Origin of the sequence: Thioclava sp. F1Mire-8 (assembly GCF_002213165.1) — a bacterium.
GTDB classification, from domain to species: Bacteria; Pseudomonadota; Alphaproteobacteria; order Rhodobacterales; family Rhodobacteraceae; genus Thioclava; species Thioclava nitratireducens.
In genome coordinates this window covers 856,179-872,581 of the sequence record NZ_NBNY01000001.1, presented here as the reverse complement: position 1 = coordinate 872,581, position 16,403 = coordinate 856,179, and the positions used below count along the sequence as shown (strand labels likewise).

Here is a 16,403-nt window from a genome sequence, read left to right as displayed (position 1 = left end):
GACCTTCACAAGAGGCCGTTGGCGGATGTCGGCGTTGCGAATGTTCGTCCCCGCTCTGTCCGCTTGCCACGGCCTCGGGCAGATCGCGCAGCCTCGCGCGGTGTGCAATACTGCCTTTGGGCCTGCGCATTTGCATCCGGCACGCAATCGGCTTATGTGACGATCAACCGCACTCCGAAAGGATGGATCATGCGCGATCTCAAGATGCCCGGTGAACGCCACCCCGAAAAGGCGCATCGCGCCGACAATGCTCAGCCCAAGAAACCCGACTGGATCCGCGTGAAAGCGCCGGTCTCGGAAGGCTACAAGAAGACGCGTGACATTCTGAAGACCAACAAGCTGGTCACCGTCTGCGAAGAGGCGGGCTGCCCGAATGTCGGCGAATGCTGGAGCCAGGGCCACGCCACCATGATGATCATGGGCGAAATCTGTACCCGTGGCTGTTCCTTCTGCAACGTGGCCACCGGTCGCCCCGACGCGCTCGACGTGTTCGAGCCGGGCCGCGTCGCCCACGCGGTCGAGACGCTGGGCTTGAACCACGTCGTGATCACCTCGGTCGACCGCGACGATCTGGACGATGGCGGGGCGGAGCATTTCGCCCAGACGATCCGCGCGATCCGTCACCGCTCGCCCGACACCACGATCGAGATCCTGACGCCGGACTTCCTCAAATGCGAGCCCGCCGCGCTGGAGAAGGTTGTCGAGGCGCGCCCCGACGTGTTCAACCACAATCTCGAAACCGTGCCGGGCCTCTATCCCGGCGTGCGCCCCGGCGCGCGCTACTTCCACTCGCTGCGCCTGTTGCAGCGCGTGAAAGAGCTGGATCCGTCGATGTTCACCAAATCGGGCATCATGGTGGGTCTGGGTGAAGAGGCGCCGCAGGTCCGTCAGGTGATGGATGACATGCGCTCGGCCGATGTCGATTTCCTGACCATCGGGCAATATCTGCAGCCGACGCCGAAGCACCACGCCGTGATGCGTTTTGTCACGCCGGAAGAGTTTCGCGACTATGAGAAAGCGGCCTACGGCAAGGGCTTCCTGATGGTCTCGGCGACGCCGCTGACCCGCTCGAGCTATCACGCGGGCGACGACTTTGCGCGGCTGCGCGAGAACCGGCTGAAGAAGCTCGGCCTGAGCTGAGTGCGCCAGAAGCGATCTGAAAGAACCCGGCCCCGGTGGCCGGGTTTTTCATTTCGCGAGTCGGGTGAGTTTTTCTCCAAGCCGAACAGGTCGCGAAACTGCAGCGCATCGCGCGCGCCCTGTCTTGACGGTCTGCGACCTGCGGGCATCATCCGGGCCAAGTGATCCGGCGCGCCGATTGCCTGCGTAGCCCTGTCAGCCAAGCAAGAGGAGAGTGTCATGCGCCGCCTGTCGATCGCCTTTCTCGCATCAAGCTTCTGCGTGGGGCTGATGCCGGGCCTAGCCCCGGCCTCGATCTTCGGTGGCTGGACCGAGCAGCGGTTCTCGCTGTTTTCCTCGAATGACTGGGAACAATCGCCAAACGGCGTGGAGATGCGCTCGGACGGGGCGGTGTCGTTGATCTGGCGTGCGCTGCCTCAGGCAGATTGGGGCGCGCGCAAGGCCGCGTGGCAATGGTCGGTCAGCCAAAGCGTCCCGCCGACGAAGCTCGACCGAAAGGGCGGCGACGATCGCGACCTCTCGCTCTATTTCGTCTTCATGCCAGAGGCGGTCGCCCGGGCCAATCAGGGGGCGGGCATCCGCAAGCTTCTGGCGGTGAAGGAAGCGCGGGTGCTGATGTATGTCTGGGGTGGCGCGCATGGGCGCGGGGCGCTCTTGCCGTCGCCCTATCTCGGTGCGCGCGGCAAAACGGTGGTGCTGCGCCCGGCGGGCACCGGATCGCATTCCGAGAGCGTCGATCTGGCGCGCGACTATCAGCGCGCCTTCGGGGGCCAGCCGACGCAGCTCGTGGGGCTGGCGCTGTCAGGGGACAGCGACGACACTGACAGCGCGATCCGTGCCCGGATCTCGGGGCTGAAGCTGAACTGACCGCGCCACACGGCTTCCGGTGATTTCACACAAAAACACTGCCAAGACATGACTTTGTCGGTAACCTGTGGCAGCAAGACCCAAAAGGGGGGCAGGATGGCGCTCAATTTCCGACAGTCCGAAATTCTCGAGATCGCGCGCGACGAGGGCCGTGTGGTGGTCGAAGCCTTGGCCGAACGCTTCAATGTGTCAGTCCAGACGATCCGGCGCGACCTGACGGAGCTCTCCGAAGCGGGGCATCTGGAACGCGTGCATGGCGGGGCGGTGATCCGCACCGGCGTGGTGAATTTCGCCTATGAAGAGCGCCGCCGGATGAACGAGGCGGCGAAGGCGGCGATCGGGCGGGCCTGTGCGCAGGCGATCCCCGACAACAGCTCCATCGTGCTGACGCTGGGCACCACGACCGAGGCGGTGGCGCGAGAGCTTCTGCATCACCGCAACATCACCGTGGTCACGAATAACATCAATGTCGCCAATATCCTGCTGGCCAATGAGAGCTGCGATATCCTCGTCGCGGGCGGCAATCTGCGCCGCTCGGATGGCGGGCTGGTGGGTGACCTGACGGCGGATTTCATGGGCGAATTCAAAGCCGATTTCGCGGTGATCGGGACCTCCGCGCTCGATTCCGACGGCGACATGCTCGATTACGATCTCGCCGAAGTGCGCGTCAGCCGCCGGATCTTGCGGCAGGCGCGGCAGAGCTTTCTGGTGACCGACGCGTCGAAGCTGGAACGCTCAGCGCCGGTGCGGCTCGCCTCGCTCTCCGACATCGACCGGGTTTTCATCGACAAGCCCTTGCCGGATGCGCTCACGGCGCTTTGCGCGCAATGGGACACCGAGATTACCGTGGCGGGGTGAGGCTCAGCGCAGCACGCGCCGCAGCCCCGTCTGCACCCGCGTGAGTTCCGGCAGATAGGTCTCGATCAGCGTCTCCGCCGGATCGGCGCTCGCCGCCATCCCGGTATTGAGCGCGGCCACGACCCGCCCATGGATGTCGTAAAGCGGCACCGCGATGGAGCGCAGCCCAATCTCCACCTCCTGATCGATCACCGCATAGCCGTCGCGGCGCACCTGATCGATGCGCGCGAGGATTTCGCCCGGATCTGTGAGGCTATAGGCCGTGCGCGGCGTCAGGTCCGAGGCCTCCACGGCTGCGCGGGCGTCCTCCGGGGGCAGGGCGGCCAGCAGCACGCGCCCCATCGAGGTGCAATGCGCCGGAAGGCGCGAGCCCGGCATCAACCCGATCGACATCACCCGCCTCTGCGCCGCCCGCGCGAGATAGACGATCTCCGTCCCGTCGAGGATCGAGACCGAACAGCTCTGCCCGATCCGATCGGTCAGCTGATCGAGCCAGGGCTGCACGATCTGCGGCAGCGGCAGCGAGGCCAGCGCCCCCATCCCGAGCCGCAGAACCTTCGGCGTCAGCGTGAAGAACTTGCCGTCGTATTCCGCGTAGCCTTCCGCATTCAGCGTCAGCAGACAGCGCCGCGCCGTGGCCCGGTCGAAGCCCGTCGCCTGCGCCACCTCGGCAATCGAGAGCCGCGGCGTCTCGGCCCCGAAACATTCGATGACGCGTAGCCCCTTGGCGAAAGAGGCGATGAAATCGGTCGGTTTGTTCAACATGCGAACAGGTTTTCGCGCGATGCGAACAAATGTCAAGATGCGCACGAAATCCGTGGAAAGCTGTGCGACGCAGGTCTAAATCCGAGGCCTCAGGAGGACCGCAAATGGACAAGAGACTTTCCTCGCTGACCGAGGCTGTGGCCGATATTCAAGACGGCGCCACGGTGATGGTCGGCGGTTTCGGCGGCTCGGGCGCGCCGATCGAACTGATCCACGCCCTGATCGACCGCTATCTGGAGACCGGATCGCCCAAGGGGCTGACCGTGATCAACAACAACGCAGGCAACGGCCACGTCGGCATCGCCGCGATGATCGAGCAGGGTATGGTCAAGAAGATGATCTGCTCTTTCCCGCGCTCGGCCGATCCGACGGTGTTTACCGAACGCTATCTGGCGGGCGAGATCGAGCTGGAACTGGTGCCCCAGGGCACGCTCGCCGAACGTATCCGCGCAGGCGGCGCGGGCATTCCGGCCTTCTTCACGCCGACCTCCGTGGGCACCGATCTGGCCGAGGGCAAGCCGGTGCAGCAATTCGACGGCCGCGACTACGTGATGGAGCGCTGGCTCAAGGCCGATCACGCGCTGATCAAGGCCGAGCAGGGCGACGCGCTTGGCAACCTGACCTACCGGATGGCCGCGCGGAACTTCTCGCCGCTGATGGCGACGGCGGCGGCAAAGGTCATCGTGCAGGTGAGCAAGGCGGTCGAGCCGGGCGAGATCGACCCGGAAGTCATCGTCACCCCGGGCATCTTCGTGGATGCGATCGTCGAGGTCGCCAATCCCGCCCAGGAAGAAGAGTTGAACCGCGCCGGAGCCCATCACCCATGACCCAGAAACTGAGCAATGCACAGATCGCATGGCGCGCCGCCCAGGACATCGAAGACGGCGCCTATGTGAACCTCGGGATCGGCTTTCCCGAGATGGTCGCGCGCTTCCAGCCTGAAGGCCGCGAGGCGATCTTTCACACGGAAAACGGCGTGCTCGGCTTCGGTCGTGCGCCCGAACCCGGTCAGGAGGACTGGGACCTCATCAATGCCGGGAAAAAGGCGATCACGCTGAAGCCCGGCACCGCGTTTTTCCACCATGCCGACAGCTTCGCAATGGTGCGGGGCGGGCATCTCGACGTGGCGATCCTCGGCGCCTATCAGGTGGCCGAAACGGGCGATCTGGCGAACTGGTCGACCGGACCGAAAGGCGTGCCGGCCGTGGGCGGGGCTATGGACCTTGTGCATGGCGCGAAACGCGTGGCTGTCATCACCGACCACGTCACCAAGAAGGGCCAGCCGAAGCTGGTGGAAAGCTGCACCTTCCCGCTGACCGGCGTGGGCTGCGTGACCCGCGTCTATACGTCGCTCGCCGTCGTGGACGTGGTCGATAGCCGCTTCGTCCTGCGCGAAAAGCTCCCCGCGATTTCGATGGAGGAGCTGCAATCCGTCACCGGCGCGACCCTCCATGTCGAGGGCGAAGTGGGTGACCTGATCTGTCCCGAGGAGTTGGCCGATGCGTGACGCTTATATCTGCGACTATATCCGAACCCCGATCGGCCGTTTCGGCGGCGCTCTGGCACCTGTCCGCGCCGACGATCTGGGGGCGATCCCGCTGAAAACTCTGATGGCGCGCAACACGGGCGTCGATTGGGAAGCGGTCGAAGACGTGATCTTCGGCTGCGCCAATCAGGCGGGCGAGGACAACCGCAACGTGGCGCGGATGTCGGCGCTGCTCGCGGGTCTGCCGGTGAACGTGCCGGGGACCACGATCAACCGGCTTTGCGGCTCGGGGATGGATGCGGTCATCACAGCCGCCCGCGCGATCAAGGCGGGCGAGGCCGATCTGATGATCGCGGGCGGTGTCGAGAGCATGTCGCGCGCGCCCTTCGTGATGCCGAAAGCCGAGGCCGCCTTTAGCCGCGCCAATGCGGTCTATGACACGACCATCGGCTGGCGCTTCGTGAACAAGCTGATGAAAGAAGCCCATGGCGTCGACTCGATGCCCGAGACGGCGGAGAACGTGGCCGATGATTTCGGCGTGAGCCGCGAAGATCAGGACGCCTTCGCGGTCCGCTCGCAGGAGGCTGCTGCCAAGGCGATGGAAGCGGGCCGTCTGGCCGAGGAGATTACCCCGGTCACGATCCCGCAGCGCAAGGGCGATCCGGTCGTGGTCGACACTGACGAGCACCCGCGCCCCGGCACGACGCTTGAGGCGCTGGCCAAGCTGCGGCCCATCGTGCGCCCCGACGGCACGGTCACGGCGGGCAATGCGTCCGGCGTGAACGATGGCGCGGCGGCGCTGATCATCGCCTCCGAGGAGGCCGTGCGCAAACATGGGCTGACGCCGCTGGTGAAGATCTCGGGCGGGGCCGCGGCTGGCGTGCCGCCCCGGATCATGGGCTTCGGGCCTGCGCCTGCCAGCAAGAAGCTGATGGCGCGGCTGGGACTCGCTCAGGACGCCTTCGATGTTATCGAGCTGAACGAGGCCTTTGCCAGCCAAGGTCTGGCCACGCTGCGCGATCTCGGCATTGCGGATGACGATGCGCGCGTGAACCCCAATGGCGGCGCGATCGCTCTGGGGCATCCTCTGGGCATGTCGGGCGCGCGGATCACCGGCACGGCGGCGCTGGAACTGGTGCGCCGCAAGGGCCAACGGGCGCTGGCCACGATGTGCATCGGCGTGGGTCAGGGCATCGCCGTGGCGCTGGAGGCGGTGTAACCGAGACTGCGCCCGCTACGTGCCGAAGGCGCAGGGCGTGCGCCAGTCCGTCCCGGCGGGCTGGCGCATCTGCCATTCGCGCGCCGCTCGGCGAATGGAGGGGCGTGGCGGGGATTGACCGCCCAGCCCGAGGGTCGCGTGCGCCATCCCACGGACCGGCGCACACCCTTTCAGACGGAGCGCGTCTCCGCTTGAGCCGCCCCTCCGCCACTCATTGCGCAAAGGTATCGCGCCAGCGCTCCAGAAACCGCGCGGCTTTCATCGTGTCGGTCGCGACCAGCAGCGACGGGCCCAGTGCGATGAGGCGTTGCAAGGTCAGCGTCTCGTCGCTGTCGCTGCCGCCGCCGTCATTCGCGATCGGGTCGATCAGCTTGGTCTGCGCCAGCGCCCGTTGGCCCGCGGGTGAGAGCAGAAAATCCAGCAGTTTGGCGGCGGTCGGATCTGGCTCGGGCCCCGGAAGGTAGGCCGCGCGCGAGAGCACCAGCGTGTAATCGGCGGGCGCGATGATACCCAGATCGGGATTGTCGCGCGCCGCCTGCGCCGCGTAGGAGCCGAGGATGTTGTAGGCGATCAGGTAGCGGCCGCCCGCGACACCGTCGATGATCTCGGCCGAGCAGCAGGTCGCGACCGCGCCGGAGCGCGCAAAGGCTTCCATCAAGCCGCCGAAGGTGCTGGCCTCCTGACTGTCGAGAAAAGCGAAGAGGAACCCCAGCCCGGAATCCGCTATGTCATAGGTCGCGATCTTGCCGGTATAGGGCGATTGCGCGGGCCGCAGCAGGTCGACCAGATCGAAACGCGTGCGCGGCACGTCCTCGGGCGGAACCAGCGCGCGGTTGTAGATCATCACCGCGGGTTCGCGCGAGATGCCCCAGACCTGATCGCGCCAGCGCAGATCCTTCGGCAGTGCCGTCGTCTCGGGCGAAATCCATGTGGCGGCGCAATTGTCGTTCACCAGCTTGACCACATGTTGCACGCCCGAGCTGATCACCAGTTCGGCGCCGGGCTTGCCCTTCGCGCAATCGGCCTCGGAGATATCGTAGAGGTCGTTCGAGCCCCATTGCTCGAACCGGATCGCGAGGCCGGGCTGGGTGTCGAGAAACGCCTTGATCGCGGGGGCGAGGATATTGACGTCGGTCGTGGTGCGCAGGGTGATCTTGCGGGCGGGCTGATCTAGGCCGAAGGTGCGGACGGCCTCGGGCTCTGCGGCCAAAAGGGGGAAGCTCAGGCACAGCCAGAGCGACAGGGACAGGAGCATGCGGATCATGATGCCTCCTCGGCTCGGGGCAGGGTGATCGCGATGGTGAAGCCTGCCGCATCGCTTTCCATCTCCAGCGTGCCGCCATAGGTCTCGGCCACCGATTGCGCAATGGCGAGACCCAGCCCGCTGCTCGCGCCGCGCCGCCGCGTGTCCGTGCGCCCAGGCGCGAAACGCTCGCCCAGGCGCGCGCGCAGTTCGGGGGAGGGGCCGGGCCCCGCATCGCGCACCCAGAGCCGGGCGCGCCCGTCGCGCAGCTCCGCGCCGATGGTGACGGGGGCCTCGCCATGCGCCAATGCGTTACCCAGCAGGTTCTTGGCTGCCTCCGACAGCGAGAGCTCATCGGCCAGCACGGGCACCTCCGCCTCGGCGATCTCCAGCCGGATGTCGCTGCCCGGCGCGAGAGCCGCATGATCGCCTTCCTCGAAGATATCCAAGGCGATGTTGCGCAGATCGACCCGCTCGCGCCGCGCACTGTCGGCGCGGTGGATCACAAGCGCGCGCGACAGCATCTGATCGAGCAGGCGGCTCAGCCGCACCGTTCCGGAATGTATCTTCGCGACGATCTGGTCGCGCCGCGCCGGGTCGTCTTCCTCGGCGGCGAGGTCGGATTGCGCGCGCAGGGCGGCGACGGGTGTCCGCAACTGATGCGCGGTGTCCGAGATCAGGCTTTTCATCGTGGCGAACTGCCGGTCGAGCCGCCCCATGAACCCGTTCGTGGCCTGCACCAGCACATCGACCTCGCGCGGGACGGCGGCGCGGATCGGGGTCAGGTCCTGTGGATCGCGTTCCGAGATGCCATGAGCCAGCCGCTCCAGCGGGCGCAGCGCGCTATGCACGATGATGATCGCGAAAGCGAGCATGGCGATGCCGCCGACCGCCAGCCCGCCAAGCGCGTTGCGAGTGATGCTGAGCGCAAGCTGGGTGCGCGCCCGCAGGGTTTGCCCCACGATCACCTCCACCGTGCCGGAGAACTGGCGTTCCGCGAAACGGCGCGTGACCCGGATGTAGCGCGCGGGCTCTCCCTTGAAGCGCGCATCGTAAAGCTCCGAGTCCTGTGCCGTCGTGTTCGGGCGGGGAAGGTCCTTGTAGCCTGTGAGCACCGCGCCTTTAGGCCCGCTGACCTGATAGGCGATGCGGTCGTCGGGGGCGAGGGCCAAGAGTTCGAAGGCAGAGACCGGAAGATCGACCACCGGCGCGCCGTCGCGGATCGAGATCGAAGCGGCGATGTCATTGGCGGCCCCCACCAGCAACCGGTCGAAGGCGTCGCGGGCCGCCGTGCGCCCATAGGCGAAGGCTGCGAGCGCGAGGATCAGCCCGCCGACGATCATCAGCCCCGACAGTCCGGTCACCAGCCGCGCCGTCAGGGATCGCGTGGCGGCGAGGCCGGTGTCGTGGGAGCGCGCGCCGTCAGACATCGCCGTCGCGCGCCGCCAGACGGTAGCCGCGTCCGCGCAGGGTCTCGATCTCGACCCCGCTGCCGGTAAGCTTCTTGCGCAGCCGAGCTATATAAAGCTCGATCGCGTTGTCGCCCGGCACCGCGTCGTCGAAGGCGTAAAGCCCCTCGTGCAGCCGGTCCTTCGACATCACTTGCCCCGCATTGCGCATGAGAATTCCCAGCAGCGCGAATTCGCGGCCCGTCAGTTTCAGCGCCTGATCCCCGACCGAGGCGCTGCCCGCCGTTGCGTTGTAGCGCAGATGTCCGAGTTCGAGATCGGCGGAGCGGTCGGTCGCCTGACGTCGCCCGATCGCATGAAGTCTTGCTTCCAACTCACGGTGATCAAAGGGTTTTACGAGGTAGTCGTCCGCCCCGAGCTGGAAGGCGGAGATCTTGTCGTCGACCGAGAATTGCGCGGTCAGCATCAGCACCGGCATCATCGCGGCCTGCGCGCGCATCTCGCGCAAGAGGTCGGTGCCGCTGCCATCGGGGAGGTTGATGTCGAGGATCACCGCGTCATAGGCCTGCACCGCCAGAAAATCGCGCGCCTCCTCTACGGTGGCGGCGAGATCGCAGGCCATGCCGGACCGCGCAAGCCGACGCTGCGTGGCCTCGGCCAGTTCCTCGGCATCCTCCACTAGCAGAAGCCGCATCCATCCTCCCCGTTTCGGCTCCGAACCTGTGACAGGTTCGTGACAGGTTCAAGCGGTAAAACCCGTCCCATAGCCCGCTGCGGGAGGCAACGGGCGGACAGTGGAGGATATACCATGGCTTTTAAACTCATGCGCGCGGCGATTGCTGCCGCGGCGCTCACCGTCGCGACCGGCGCGTCGGCACAGGAATGCATCGCACCGGCGAACCCCGGCGGCGGCTGGGACTTCACTTGCCGTCAGGTCGGCAAGACCATGCAGGATCTGGGTCTGATCGACTCGACCATGCAGGTCGTGAACCTCGCCGGCGGCGGCGGTGGCGTGGCCTTCGCCGAAGTGGTGAACAAGCGCAACGACGACGATAACCTGATCGTCGCGGCCTCCTCGGCCACCGCGACCCGTCTGGCGCAGGGCGCCTATCCGGGCAACTCGATGGATCAGGTCCGCTGGGTCGGATCGATCGGAGCGGATTACGGCGTGATCGCCGTGGCTGCCGACAGCGACATCCAGACGCTTCCGGAACTGCTCGACAAGATCAAGGCCGACCCGAACTCGGTCTCCGTCGCGGGCGGCTCGGCCGTGGGTGGCTGGGACCACCTCAAGGTTCTGATCGCGGCTGACGCTTACGGCATCGACGATGTGCGCAAGGTCAAGTACATCGCCTTCGACGGCGGCGGCGAAGCGGTGACCCAGCTTCTCGCGGGTTCGGTCCAAGCCTTTACCGGCGATCTGTCGGAAGCCAAGGGCTTCGTCGATTCCGGCGATATCCGTGTGATCGCGGTGCTGGCACCCGAGCGTCTGGACGGTGAATTCTCGAAATTCCCGACCGCGAAAGAGCAGGGCATCGATGCGATCGGCGCCAACTGGCGCGGCTTCTACGCACCGGGCGGCATGTCCGACGAAGCCTATCAGGCTTGGGTCGACAAGGTCGGCAAGCTCTACGCTTCGGACGAGTGGAAGCAGGTGATGGCGGCCAACGGTCTGGCCCCACTCGACCTGCAGGGCGCCGAATTCGAGGCCTTCGTCGAGAAGTCGGTCCAGCAGATCCAGGACATCTCGCGCCAGATCGGCATCATCAAGTAAGCGAGACACCCATGCGCGCGGCGGGCCCAAGGGCGCCGCCGCGCCTTCATTTCAAGGGAGGGGATCATGAGTGATCGCATCTTCGGCGCCGTCGGCCTGTGCCTCGCGCTGTTCTACGGCTGGGCGACGCTGCAAATCCAAGAAAGTTTCCTGTCGGATGCGGTGGGGCCGAAAACCTTTCCGCTGGTGATCGCGGTGATCCTCGGGCTGGCTTCGCTCGCGATCCTGCTCAAGCCCGATCCCGACCCGGTCTGGCCGAGCCTCTCGCGGCTCGCTGAAATCCTCGCCGCCGTCGTGGTGATGATCCTCTATGCGGAATTCCTGCCCATCGCGGGCTTCCTGATCGCGACCGCTTTTGCCAGCGCCTACCTGACATGGCGGCTGGGCACGCGGCCGCTGCAATCCGTCGTCGTCGGCGTCGCCACCTCGATCGGTATCTACGTAATTTTTAAGCTGGTGCTGGGCCTCTCGCTCGCCAGCGGCCCCTTCGGTTTCTGAGGTGAAATGATGGACACCCTGATGTCACTCGCAGACGGTTTTCACACCGCTCTGACCTTCGAAAACCTGCTGCTCGCGCTTTTGGGCACGTTCCTCGGCACCATGATGGGCGCGCTGCCCGGCCTCGGCCCGTCCAACGGCGTCGCGATCCTGATCCCGCTTGCCTTCACCCTGGGGCTGGGAGCCACGCCCTCGCTGATCTTGCTCACGAGCGTCTATTACGGGGCGATGTATGGCGGGCGGATCAGTTCGATCCTGCTGAATATTCCGGGCGACGAACCCGCGATGATGACCTGTCTCGACGGCTATCCGATGGCCAAGAAGGGCCTCGCGGGCGAGGCGCTGTCGCTCTCGGGTATCGCAAGCTTCGTGGGTGCTTTCATCGCCACCTGGGGCCTGATCCTGCTGGCGCCGCAGCTGGTGAAATTCGCGCTGCTGTTCGGTCCGGCGGAATATTTCGCGCTCTTCGCGCTGGCCTTTGCCACGCTGGGCGGGGTCTCCTCGACCAATCAGGCGAAATCGGCCTTCGCCGCGATGCTGGGCCTCGGCCTGTCGGTGATCGGGGTGGACACGCAGACCGGCGTGCCGCGTCTGACTTTCGGCGAGGTGCACCTCTATGACGGGCTCGATTTCCTAGTCGCGATCGTCGGTCTTTTCGCGCTGTCGGAAGTGTTCATCTTCCTCGAGCACCGCCACGGTTCGGCCACCGGCGCGGGTCACAAGGTCTCGGTCGGGCGCATCACACCCCCGTGGAAGATGGTGAAAGAGACGACGCCGACCATGCTGCGCTCGTCGCTCTTGGGCTTCGTCGCGGGCGTGCTGCCGGGGGCAGGGGCGTCGCTGGGCTCCTTCATCTCCTACTCGATGGAGAAGAAGCTGGTGGACCGCAAGAACACCTTCGGCACGGGCGACCCGCGCGGTGTCGCGGCCCCCGAGGCGGGCAACAACGCGGCAGCCGGCGGTGCGCTTGTGCCGATGCTGGCGCTCGGCGTGCCGGGCTCGGGGACGACGGCGGTGCTGCTGGCAGTGCTTCTGTCGCTCAACATCACGCCCGGCCCCTTGCTGTTCCAGAACAACCCCGATGTCGTCTGGGGCCTGATCGCGGCGCTCTTCATCGCCAACTTCATGCTGCTTGCGATGAACATCCCGATGGTGGGCATCTTCACCCGCGTCCTGATGATCCCGCCGCGCATCCTGATGCCGATCGTCGCGATGGTGTCCTTCGTAGGGATCTACGGGATTTCCGGCTCCAGCTTCGATCTGCTGGTGATGATCGGCTTCGGCGTGATGGGCTGGGTACTGCGCAAGCTCGACGTGCCGCTGGTGCCGATCATTCTCGGCACGCTTCTGGGCAACACGATGGAGAACAACCTCCGCCGGGCGGTCACGATCTCGAATGGCGATTACGGAACGCTGGTCGGCAGCCCGCTGGCAATCGGCCTGTGGACGGTGGCGATTGTCGGCTTCATCCTGCCGCTGTTCCTCGGGCGCTTCGTGAAAGCGCGGATGCATGAGCGCCGCGATGACGAGGGTGCGATCGAAGACTGATCGCACCCCCAAGCGCAGGCACCGCACCTCCCCCGCGGTGCCTGCGCCGGATTGAAGGCAGGGGCGGCGGTGGTCAATCCGCCGCCCCCTTTTTGCCTCCGATCCGTTACTGCGTGGTCCAACCACCATCGACCGGAATGGACGTACCGGTCACATTGTGGGCGATCGGCGCACAGAGCCAAAGCGCGAGCGCCCCGATCTCGGACGGGTCCGAGAGACGTCGCGTCGGCTGCTTCTCCGCCAGAAGATCCGCGATCCCCGCGGCCCGGTCGCCGCCATGGGCCGCTGCGCGTTCCGCGATCTGCGGCCCGAGGATGTCGGTTTCGGTCCAGCCCGGGCAGATGCAGTTCACCGTCACGCCGCCCGCTTCACGCGTGCCCGCCTGCGCATATTCCAGCGCCGCGACGCGGCTCATGCCGACGAGGCCGAATTTCGAGGCGACATAGGGCGCCTTGTTGGCCGAGGCCACAAGCCCATGCACCGAGGCGATATTGATCACCCGCCCGTAGCCGCGCTCGGCCATGTCCGGCATCGCGCGACGCATCGTATGGAATGCACCCGAGAGGTTCACCGCGAGCACCGCGTTCCAGATCTCGGGCGTGGCGTCGGCAAGGCTGGTGGTGCGCTGGATGCCTGCGTTGTTCACGAGGATATCCGCGCCGCCCCACTCCGCGACCGCGTCCATCATCGCGTCGATTTGCGTGGGATCGGCCATGTCGGCGTCGAAGAACTTCACCTCGGGCGAACCCGCCTTTTCCAGCACCGCCGTCGCCTTGGCGATCTGCGCCTCATCGGCCAGCCCGTGCAGCGCGATACGCGCGCCCGCCTCGGCCAGCGACTTGGCGATGGCGAGCCCGATCCCCTGCACCGAGCCTGTCACCAGTGCGGTCTTTCCCTCCAGTTGCGACATCAATCCTCCTCCGTCACCAGTTTGCGCAGCTCGGTTTTCAGAACCTTGCCGTAATTGTTCTTGGGTAGCTGCGCGATCACGCGATACGCCTTCGGGCGCTTGAAGCGTGCGATCTGCTCGCAGCAGTGTTGATTGAGAGCGGCCGGGTCGATCTCGGCTCCCGGCGCAGGCGTGACGAAGGCCACGACGCTCTCGCCCCATTCCGGGTCGGGTTTCCCGACCACCGCGACCTCGTGGACGGAAGGGTGCAGCAGCAGAACCTCCTCGACCTCGCGGGGATAGATGTTGGTGCCGCCCGAAATGATGACATCCTTGGAGCGATCCTGCAGCGTGACGAAGCCGTCCGCATCCATCGTGCCCAGATCGCCGGTCCAGAGCCAGCCGCCGCGGAGCGCCTTCGCACTCGCCTCCGGGTTCTGCCAGTAGCCCGACATCACCGCCGCGCCGCGCACGAGGATCTCGCCGGTCTCGCCAGCGGGCAGGGGGCGGCCATCGGGATCAGCGATCCGCACCGAGACCGGGCTATGCGCGAGTCCGACCGAGGCCAGTCGTTCGCGCCAGCGCGGGTGTGTGCGATCCGCCACCAGCTCGCGCGACAGGGCGGTGATCGTCATCGGGCTCTCGCCCTGGCCATAGATCTGGACGAAGCGCGGCCCCATCACCTCGACTGCCTCGATGATATCGGCGACATACATCGGACCGCCGCCATAGACGATGGTCTTGATGCCCTCGCCAGTCTGCCCCGCGGCGCGGGCGCGGTCCACCAGACGACGGATCATGGTGGGGGCGGCGAACATCGAGACATGTTGCAGCTTCGGCGCGAGGTCGAGAATTTCGTCGGCCTCGAACCCGCCCGAGCGCGGCACCACATGGCGTGCGCCACGCATCACATGGACGAAGTTGTAAAGCCCCGCGCCATGCGACATCGGCGCGGCGTAGAGGATCGCGTCCTGCGGCTCGACGCTGTCGACGTCCGAGAAATACCCCAGACACATCGCCTGCACATTGGCCGAGGTGATGCACACGCCCTTGGGCCGCCCGGTCGTGCCGGAGGTGTAGAACAGCCAAACCGTCTGGTCGGCGGCGATCTCGACCGGGGCGAGCATCGGGACATGGTGCAAAAGATCGGCATAGGCCGGGCCTCTCAGGTCCACCGTCTCGACGCCCAGATCGCTTTCCGGCCCCCCGGTGAAGGCAAGCTTCGCCTCTGAAGCCTCGATGATCCATGCGGCCTCGCGCGGGTGCAGCTTGCCGTTGATCGGCACCGCCACTGCGCCTGCGAACCACGCGCCATACATCGCCTCGAGATATTCCGGGCAGTTCTTGGCGAACAGCGCGACGCGGTCGCCCGGAGCGATCCCTTTCGCGACCAGCGCAGCCCCGATCCGGGCGGCGCGATCGGCGAATTCCGCATAGGTGGCGCGCAGCTCCTCGCCCTGCAGCAGCGCGGGGGCGTCGGGGGTGCGGATCGCGCTGCGGATCAGCCACTCCGCCGGGTTCATGCCGCGCGCTCCGCTTCGAGGATCGAGCAGTAATTCGCGACGCCCGAGCCGCCCATGTTGAAGACGCAGCCCAGTTCCGCGCCGGGCAGTTGCATCTCGCCCGCCTGCCCGGTGAGCTGCATCGCGGCCAGCACATGCATCGACACGCCGGTCGCGCCCACGGGATGACCCTTGGCCTTCAGCCCGCCCGAGAGGTTCACCGGAAGCTTCCCGTCGCGCAGCACGAGCCCGTCGTCGATGGCGCGCGCGCCGGCGCCTTGCGGCACCAGCCCCATCGCCTCGTAGACGAGCAATTCCGCGATGGTGAAACAGTCATGGACCTCGGCGAAGGAGAGATCACCGACCCCCACGCCCGCCGAAGCATAGGCACGGCGGAAAGCCTCCGCCGGGCCCTCGAAGGCCAGCAGATCGCGGCGCGACATCGGCAGATAGTCATTGACCTGCTCGGCGGCGCGGAAACCTATGGAATTGGCGAAATCGCCCGCGCGGTCGTCCGCGACCATGACCAGCGCCGCCGCCCCGTCGGAGATCAGCGAGCAATCGGTCATCCGCAGCGGCGGGGCGATCATCGGGTTCTTGTCGCTCACCGTGTTGCAGAACTCGAACCCCACATCCTTGCGCATCTGCGCCAGCGGGTTGGCGAGCGCATTGTGGTGGTTCTTCGCCGCGATCCGGGCGAGTGCCGCGGAACGGTCGCCATGCGCCTGATAATAGGCCTGAGCGAAGCGCGCGAAGATCTGCGGGAAGGAGACGCCCGCCTCCTCCATTTGGTAAGACGCTCCGGCGAGCGCCTCGGTGACGCCTGCGGTGTCGTTCGCGGTCATCTTCTCGGCCCCGATGACCAGCGCGGCCTTCACCCGGCCCGAACGGATCGCATCGCGCGCGGCATAGATCGCAGCCGAGCCCGACGCGCAGGCGTTCTCGACGCGGGTCGCAGGCGTGAAGCGCAGCTTGTCGTCGATCCCCAGCGCGAGCGAGCTTGCGAACCCGTCCGGCACCAGCCCGGAGTTGAAATGCCCCAGCCAGATGCCGTCGATCTCTGTCGGGTCGATCCCGGCGTGCTCCAACGCGCCGCCGCCCGCTTCGAGAACCAGATCCTCGAGCGTGCGCCCCTCCAGCTTGCCGAATTTCGTATGGCCCCAGCCGACGATCTTCGCGTCCATGCGGCTCTCCTCCCAATGGTT

16 protein-coding genes are annotated in these 16,403 nt (G+C 66.3%); 9 read left to right on the top strand and 7 right to left on the bottom strand.

Features of this window, described 5'->3' with window-relative positions; all coding sequences use genetic code 11:
- The first annotated feature begins 189 nt into the window (after positions 1-189).
- The 3 genes from lipA (at position 190) to B6V75_RS04055 (ending at position 2,865) form a co-directional block, all read left to right on the top strand.
- A complete protein-coding gene (gene lipA, locus B6V75_RS04065) occupies positions 190-1,140 on the top strand; it encodes a lipoyl synthase (RefSeq protein WP_075774628.1) in 951 nt (316 codons plus the stop codon).
- 219 nt (positions 1,141-1,359) lie between these two features.
- Positions 1,360-2,007, top strand: coding sequence for a DUF3047 domain-containing protein (locus tag B6V75_RS04060; RefSeq protein WP_075774629.1), 648 nt, complete (start codon positions 1,360-1,362; stop codon positions 2,005-2,007).
- Positions 2,008-2,103: 96 nt separating this feature from the next.
- Complete coding sequence (locus B6V75_RS04055) at positions 2,104-2,865, top strand: DeoR/GlpR family DNA-binding transcription regulator (protein ID WP_088718813.1); 762 nt, start codon at positions 2,104-2,106, stop codon at positions 2,863-2,865.
- Positions 2,866-2,868: 3 nt separating this feature from the next.
- Here B6V75_RS04055 and B6V75_RS04050 read toward each other — a convergent pair whose 3' ends face one another.
- On the bottom strand, positions 2,869-3,630 hold the full coding sequence (locus tag B6V75_RS04050; protein WP_088718812.1) for an IclR family transcriptional regulator C-terminal domain-containing protein: 762 nt from the start codon (positions 3,628-3,630) through the stop codon (positions 2,869-2,871).
- 104 nt (positions 3,631-3,734) lie between these two features.
- Here B6V75_RS04050 and B6V75_RS04045 point away from each other — a divergent pair, with 104 nt between their 5' ends.
- Genes B6V75_RS04045 through pcaF form a run of 3 tightly spaced genes read left to right on the top strand, consistent with a single transcriptional unit; the run spans position 3,735 to position 6,335 of the window.
- The gene (locus tag B6V75_RS04045) at positions 3,735-4,457 is read left to right on the top strand and encodes a 3-oxoacid CoA-transferase subunit A (RefSeq protein WP_088718811.1); all 723 of its coding nucleotides are present in this window, start codon (positions 3,735-3,737) and stop codon (positions 4,455-4,457) included.
- Positions 4,454-5,137: a CoA transferase subunit B gene (locus B6V75_RS04040; protein ID WP_088718810.1), complete on the top strand. Its 684-nt coding sequence runs from the start codon at positions 4,454-4,456 to the stop codon at positions 5,135-5,137. The genes B6V75_RS04045 and B6V75_RS04040 overlap by 4 nt, the downstream gene beginning before the upstream one ends.
- The gene (gene pcaF, locus B6V75_RS04035; protein ID WP_088718809.1) at positions 5,130-6,335 is read left to right on the top strand and encodes a 3-oxoadipyl-CoA thiolase; all 1,206 of its coding nucleotides are present in this window, start codon (positions 5,130-5,132) and stop codon (positions 6,333-6,335) included. The genes B6V75_RS04040 and pcaF overlap by 8 nt, the downstream gene beginning before the upstream one ends.
- 211 nt (positions 6,336-6,546) lie before the next feature.
- Here pcaF and B6V75_RS04030 read toward each other — a convergent pair whose 3' ends face one another.
- The 3 genes from B6V75_RS04030 to B6V75_RS04020 are packed head-to-tail and all read right to left on the bottom strand — an operon-like array spanning position 6,547 to position 9,681.
- Positions 6,547-7,599 carry an ABC transporter substrate-binding protein gene (locus B6V75_RS04030; protein WP_088718808.1) on the bottom strand — a complete coding sequence of 351 codons (1,053 nt, stop codon included), beginning with the start codon at positions 7,597-7,599 and terminating at the stop codon, positions 6,547-6,549.
- Positions 7,596-9,008 (bottom strand): sensor histidine kinase, encoded by a 1,413-nt coding sequence (locus tag B6V75_RS04025; RefSeq protein ID WP_088718807.1) that lies wholly within the window; start codon positions 9,006-9,008, stop codon positions 7,596-7,598. The genes B6V75_RS04030 and B6V75_RS04025 overlap by 4 nt, the downstream gene beginning before the upstream one ends.
- Positions 9,001-9,681, bottom strand: a complete 681-nt coding sequence (locus B6V75_RS04020; RefSeq protein ID WP_075774637.1) for a response regulator transcription factor — start codon at positions 9,679-9,681, stop codon at positions 9,001-9,003. Before B6V75_RS04020 ends, B6V75_RS04025 begins: the two co-directional genes overlap by 8 nt.
- A gap of 114 nt (positions 9,682-9,795) precedes the next feature.
- Between B6V75_RS04020 and B6V75_RS04015 the strand changes: the two genes are divergently transcribed.
- From B6V75_RS04015 to B6V75_RS04005, 3 genes are all read left to right on the top strand, one after another.
- The gene (locus B6V75_RS04015; RefSeq protein ID WP_199224664.1) at positions 9,796-10,761 is read left to right on the top strand and encodes a tripartite tricarboxylate transporter substrate-binding protein; all 966 of its coding nucleotides are present in this window, start codon (positions 9,796-9,798) and stop codon (positions 10,759-10,761) included.
- A 66-nt stretch (positions 10,762-10,827) separates the two neighbouring features.
- The gene (locus tag B6V75_RS04010) at positions 10,828-11,259 is read left to right on the top strand and encodes a tripartite tricarboxylate transporter TctB family protein (RefSeq protein WP_075774638.1); all 432 of its coding nucleotides are present in this window, start codon (positions 10,828-10,830) and stop codon (positions 11,257-11,259) included.
- Between the two features lie 9 nt (positions 11,260-11,268).
- Positions 11,269-12,807, top strand: a complete 1,539-nt coding sequence (locus B6V75_RS04005) for a tripartite tricarboxylate transporter permease (protein ID WP_075774750.1) — start codon at positions 11,269-11,271, stop codon at positions 12,805-12,807.
- Between the two features lie 106 nt (positions 12,808-12,913).
- Here the strand turns inward: B6V75_RS04005 and B6V75_RS04000 are convergent, their stop codons facing one another.
- From B6V75_RS04000 to B6V75_RS03990, 3 genes are read right to left on the bottom strand one after another with little or no spacing between them, the layout of a single operon-like run.
- A complete protein-coding gene (locus B6V75_RS04000; protein WP_075774639.1) occupies positions 12,914-13,717 on the bottom strand; it encodes a 3-hydroxybutyrate dehydrogenase in 804 nt (267 codons plus the stop codon).
- Positions 13,717-15,219, bottom strand: coding sequence for an AMP-binding protein (locus tag B6V75_RS03995; protein WP_088718806.1), 1,503 nt, complete (start codon positions 15,217-15,219; stop codon positions 13,717-13,719). Before B6V75_RS03995 ends, B6V75_RS04000 begins: the two co-directional genes overlap by 1 nt.
- The gene (locus tag B6V75_RS03990; protein WP_088718805.1) at positions 15,216-16,382 is read right to left on the bottom strand and encodes an acetyl-CoA acetyltransferase; all 1,167 of its coding nucleotides are present in this window, start codon (positions 16,380-16,382) and stop codon (positions 15,216-15,218) included. Before B6V75_RS03990 ends, B6V75_RS03995 begins: the two co-directional genes overlap by 4 nt.
- Between the last annotated feature and the right edge of the window lie 21 nt (positions 16,383-16,403).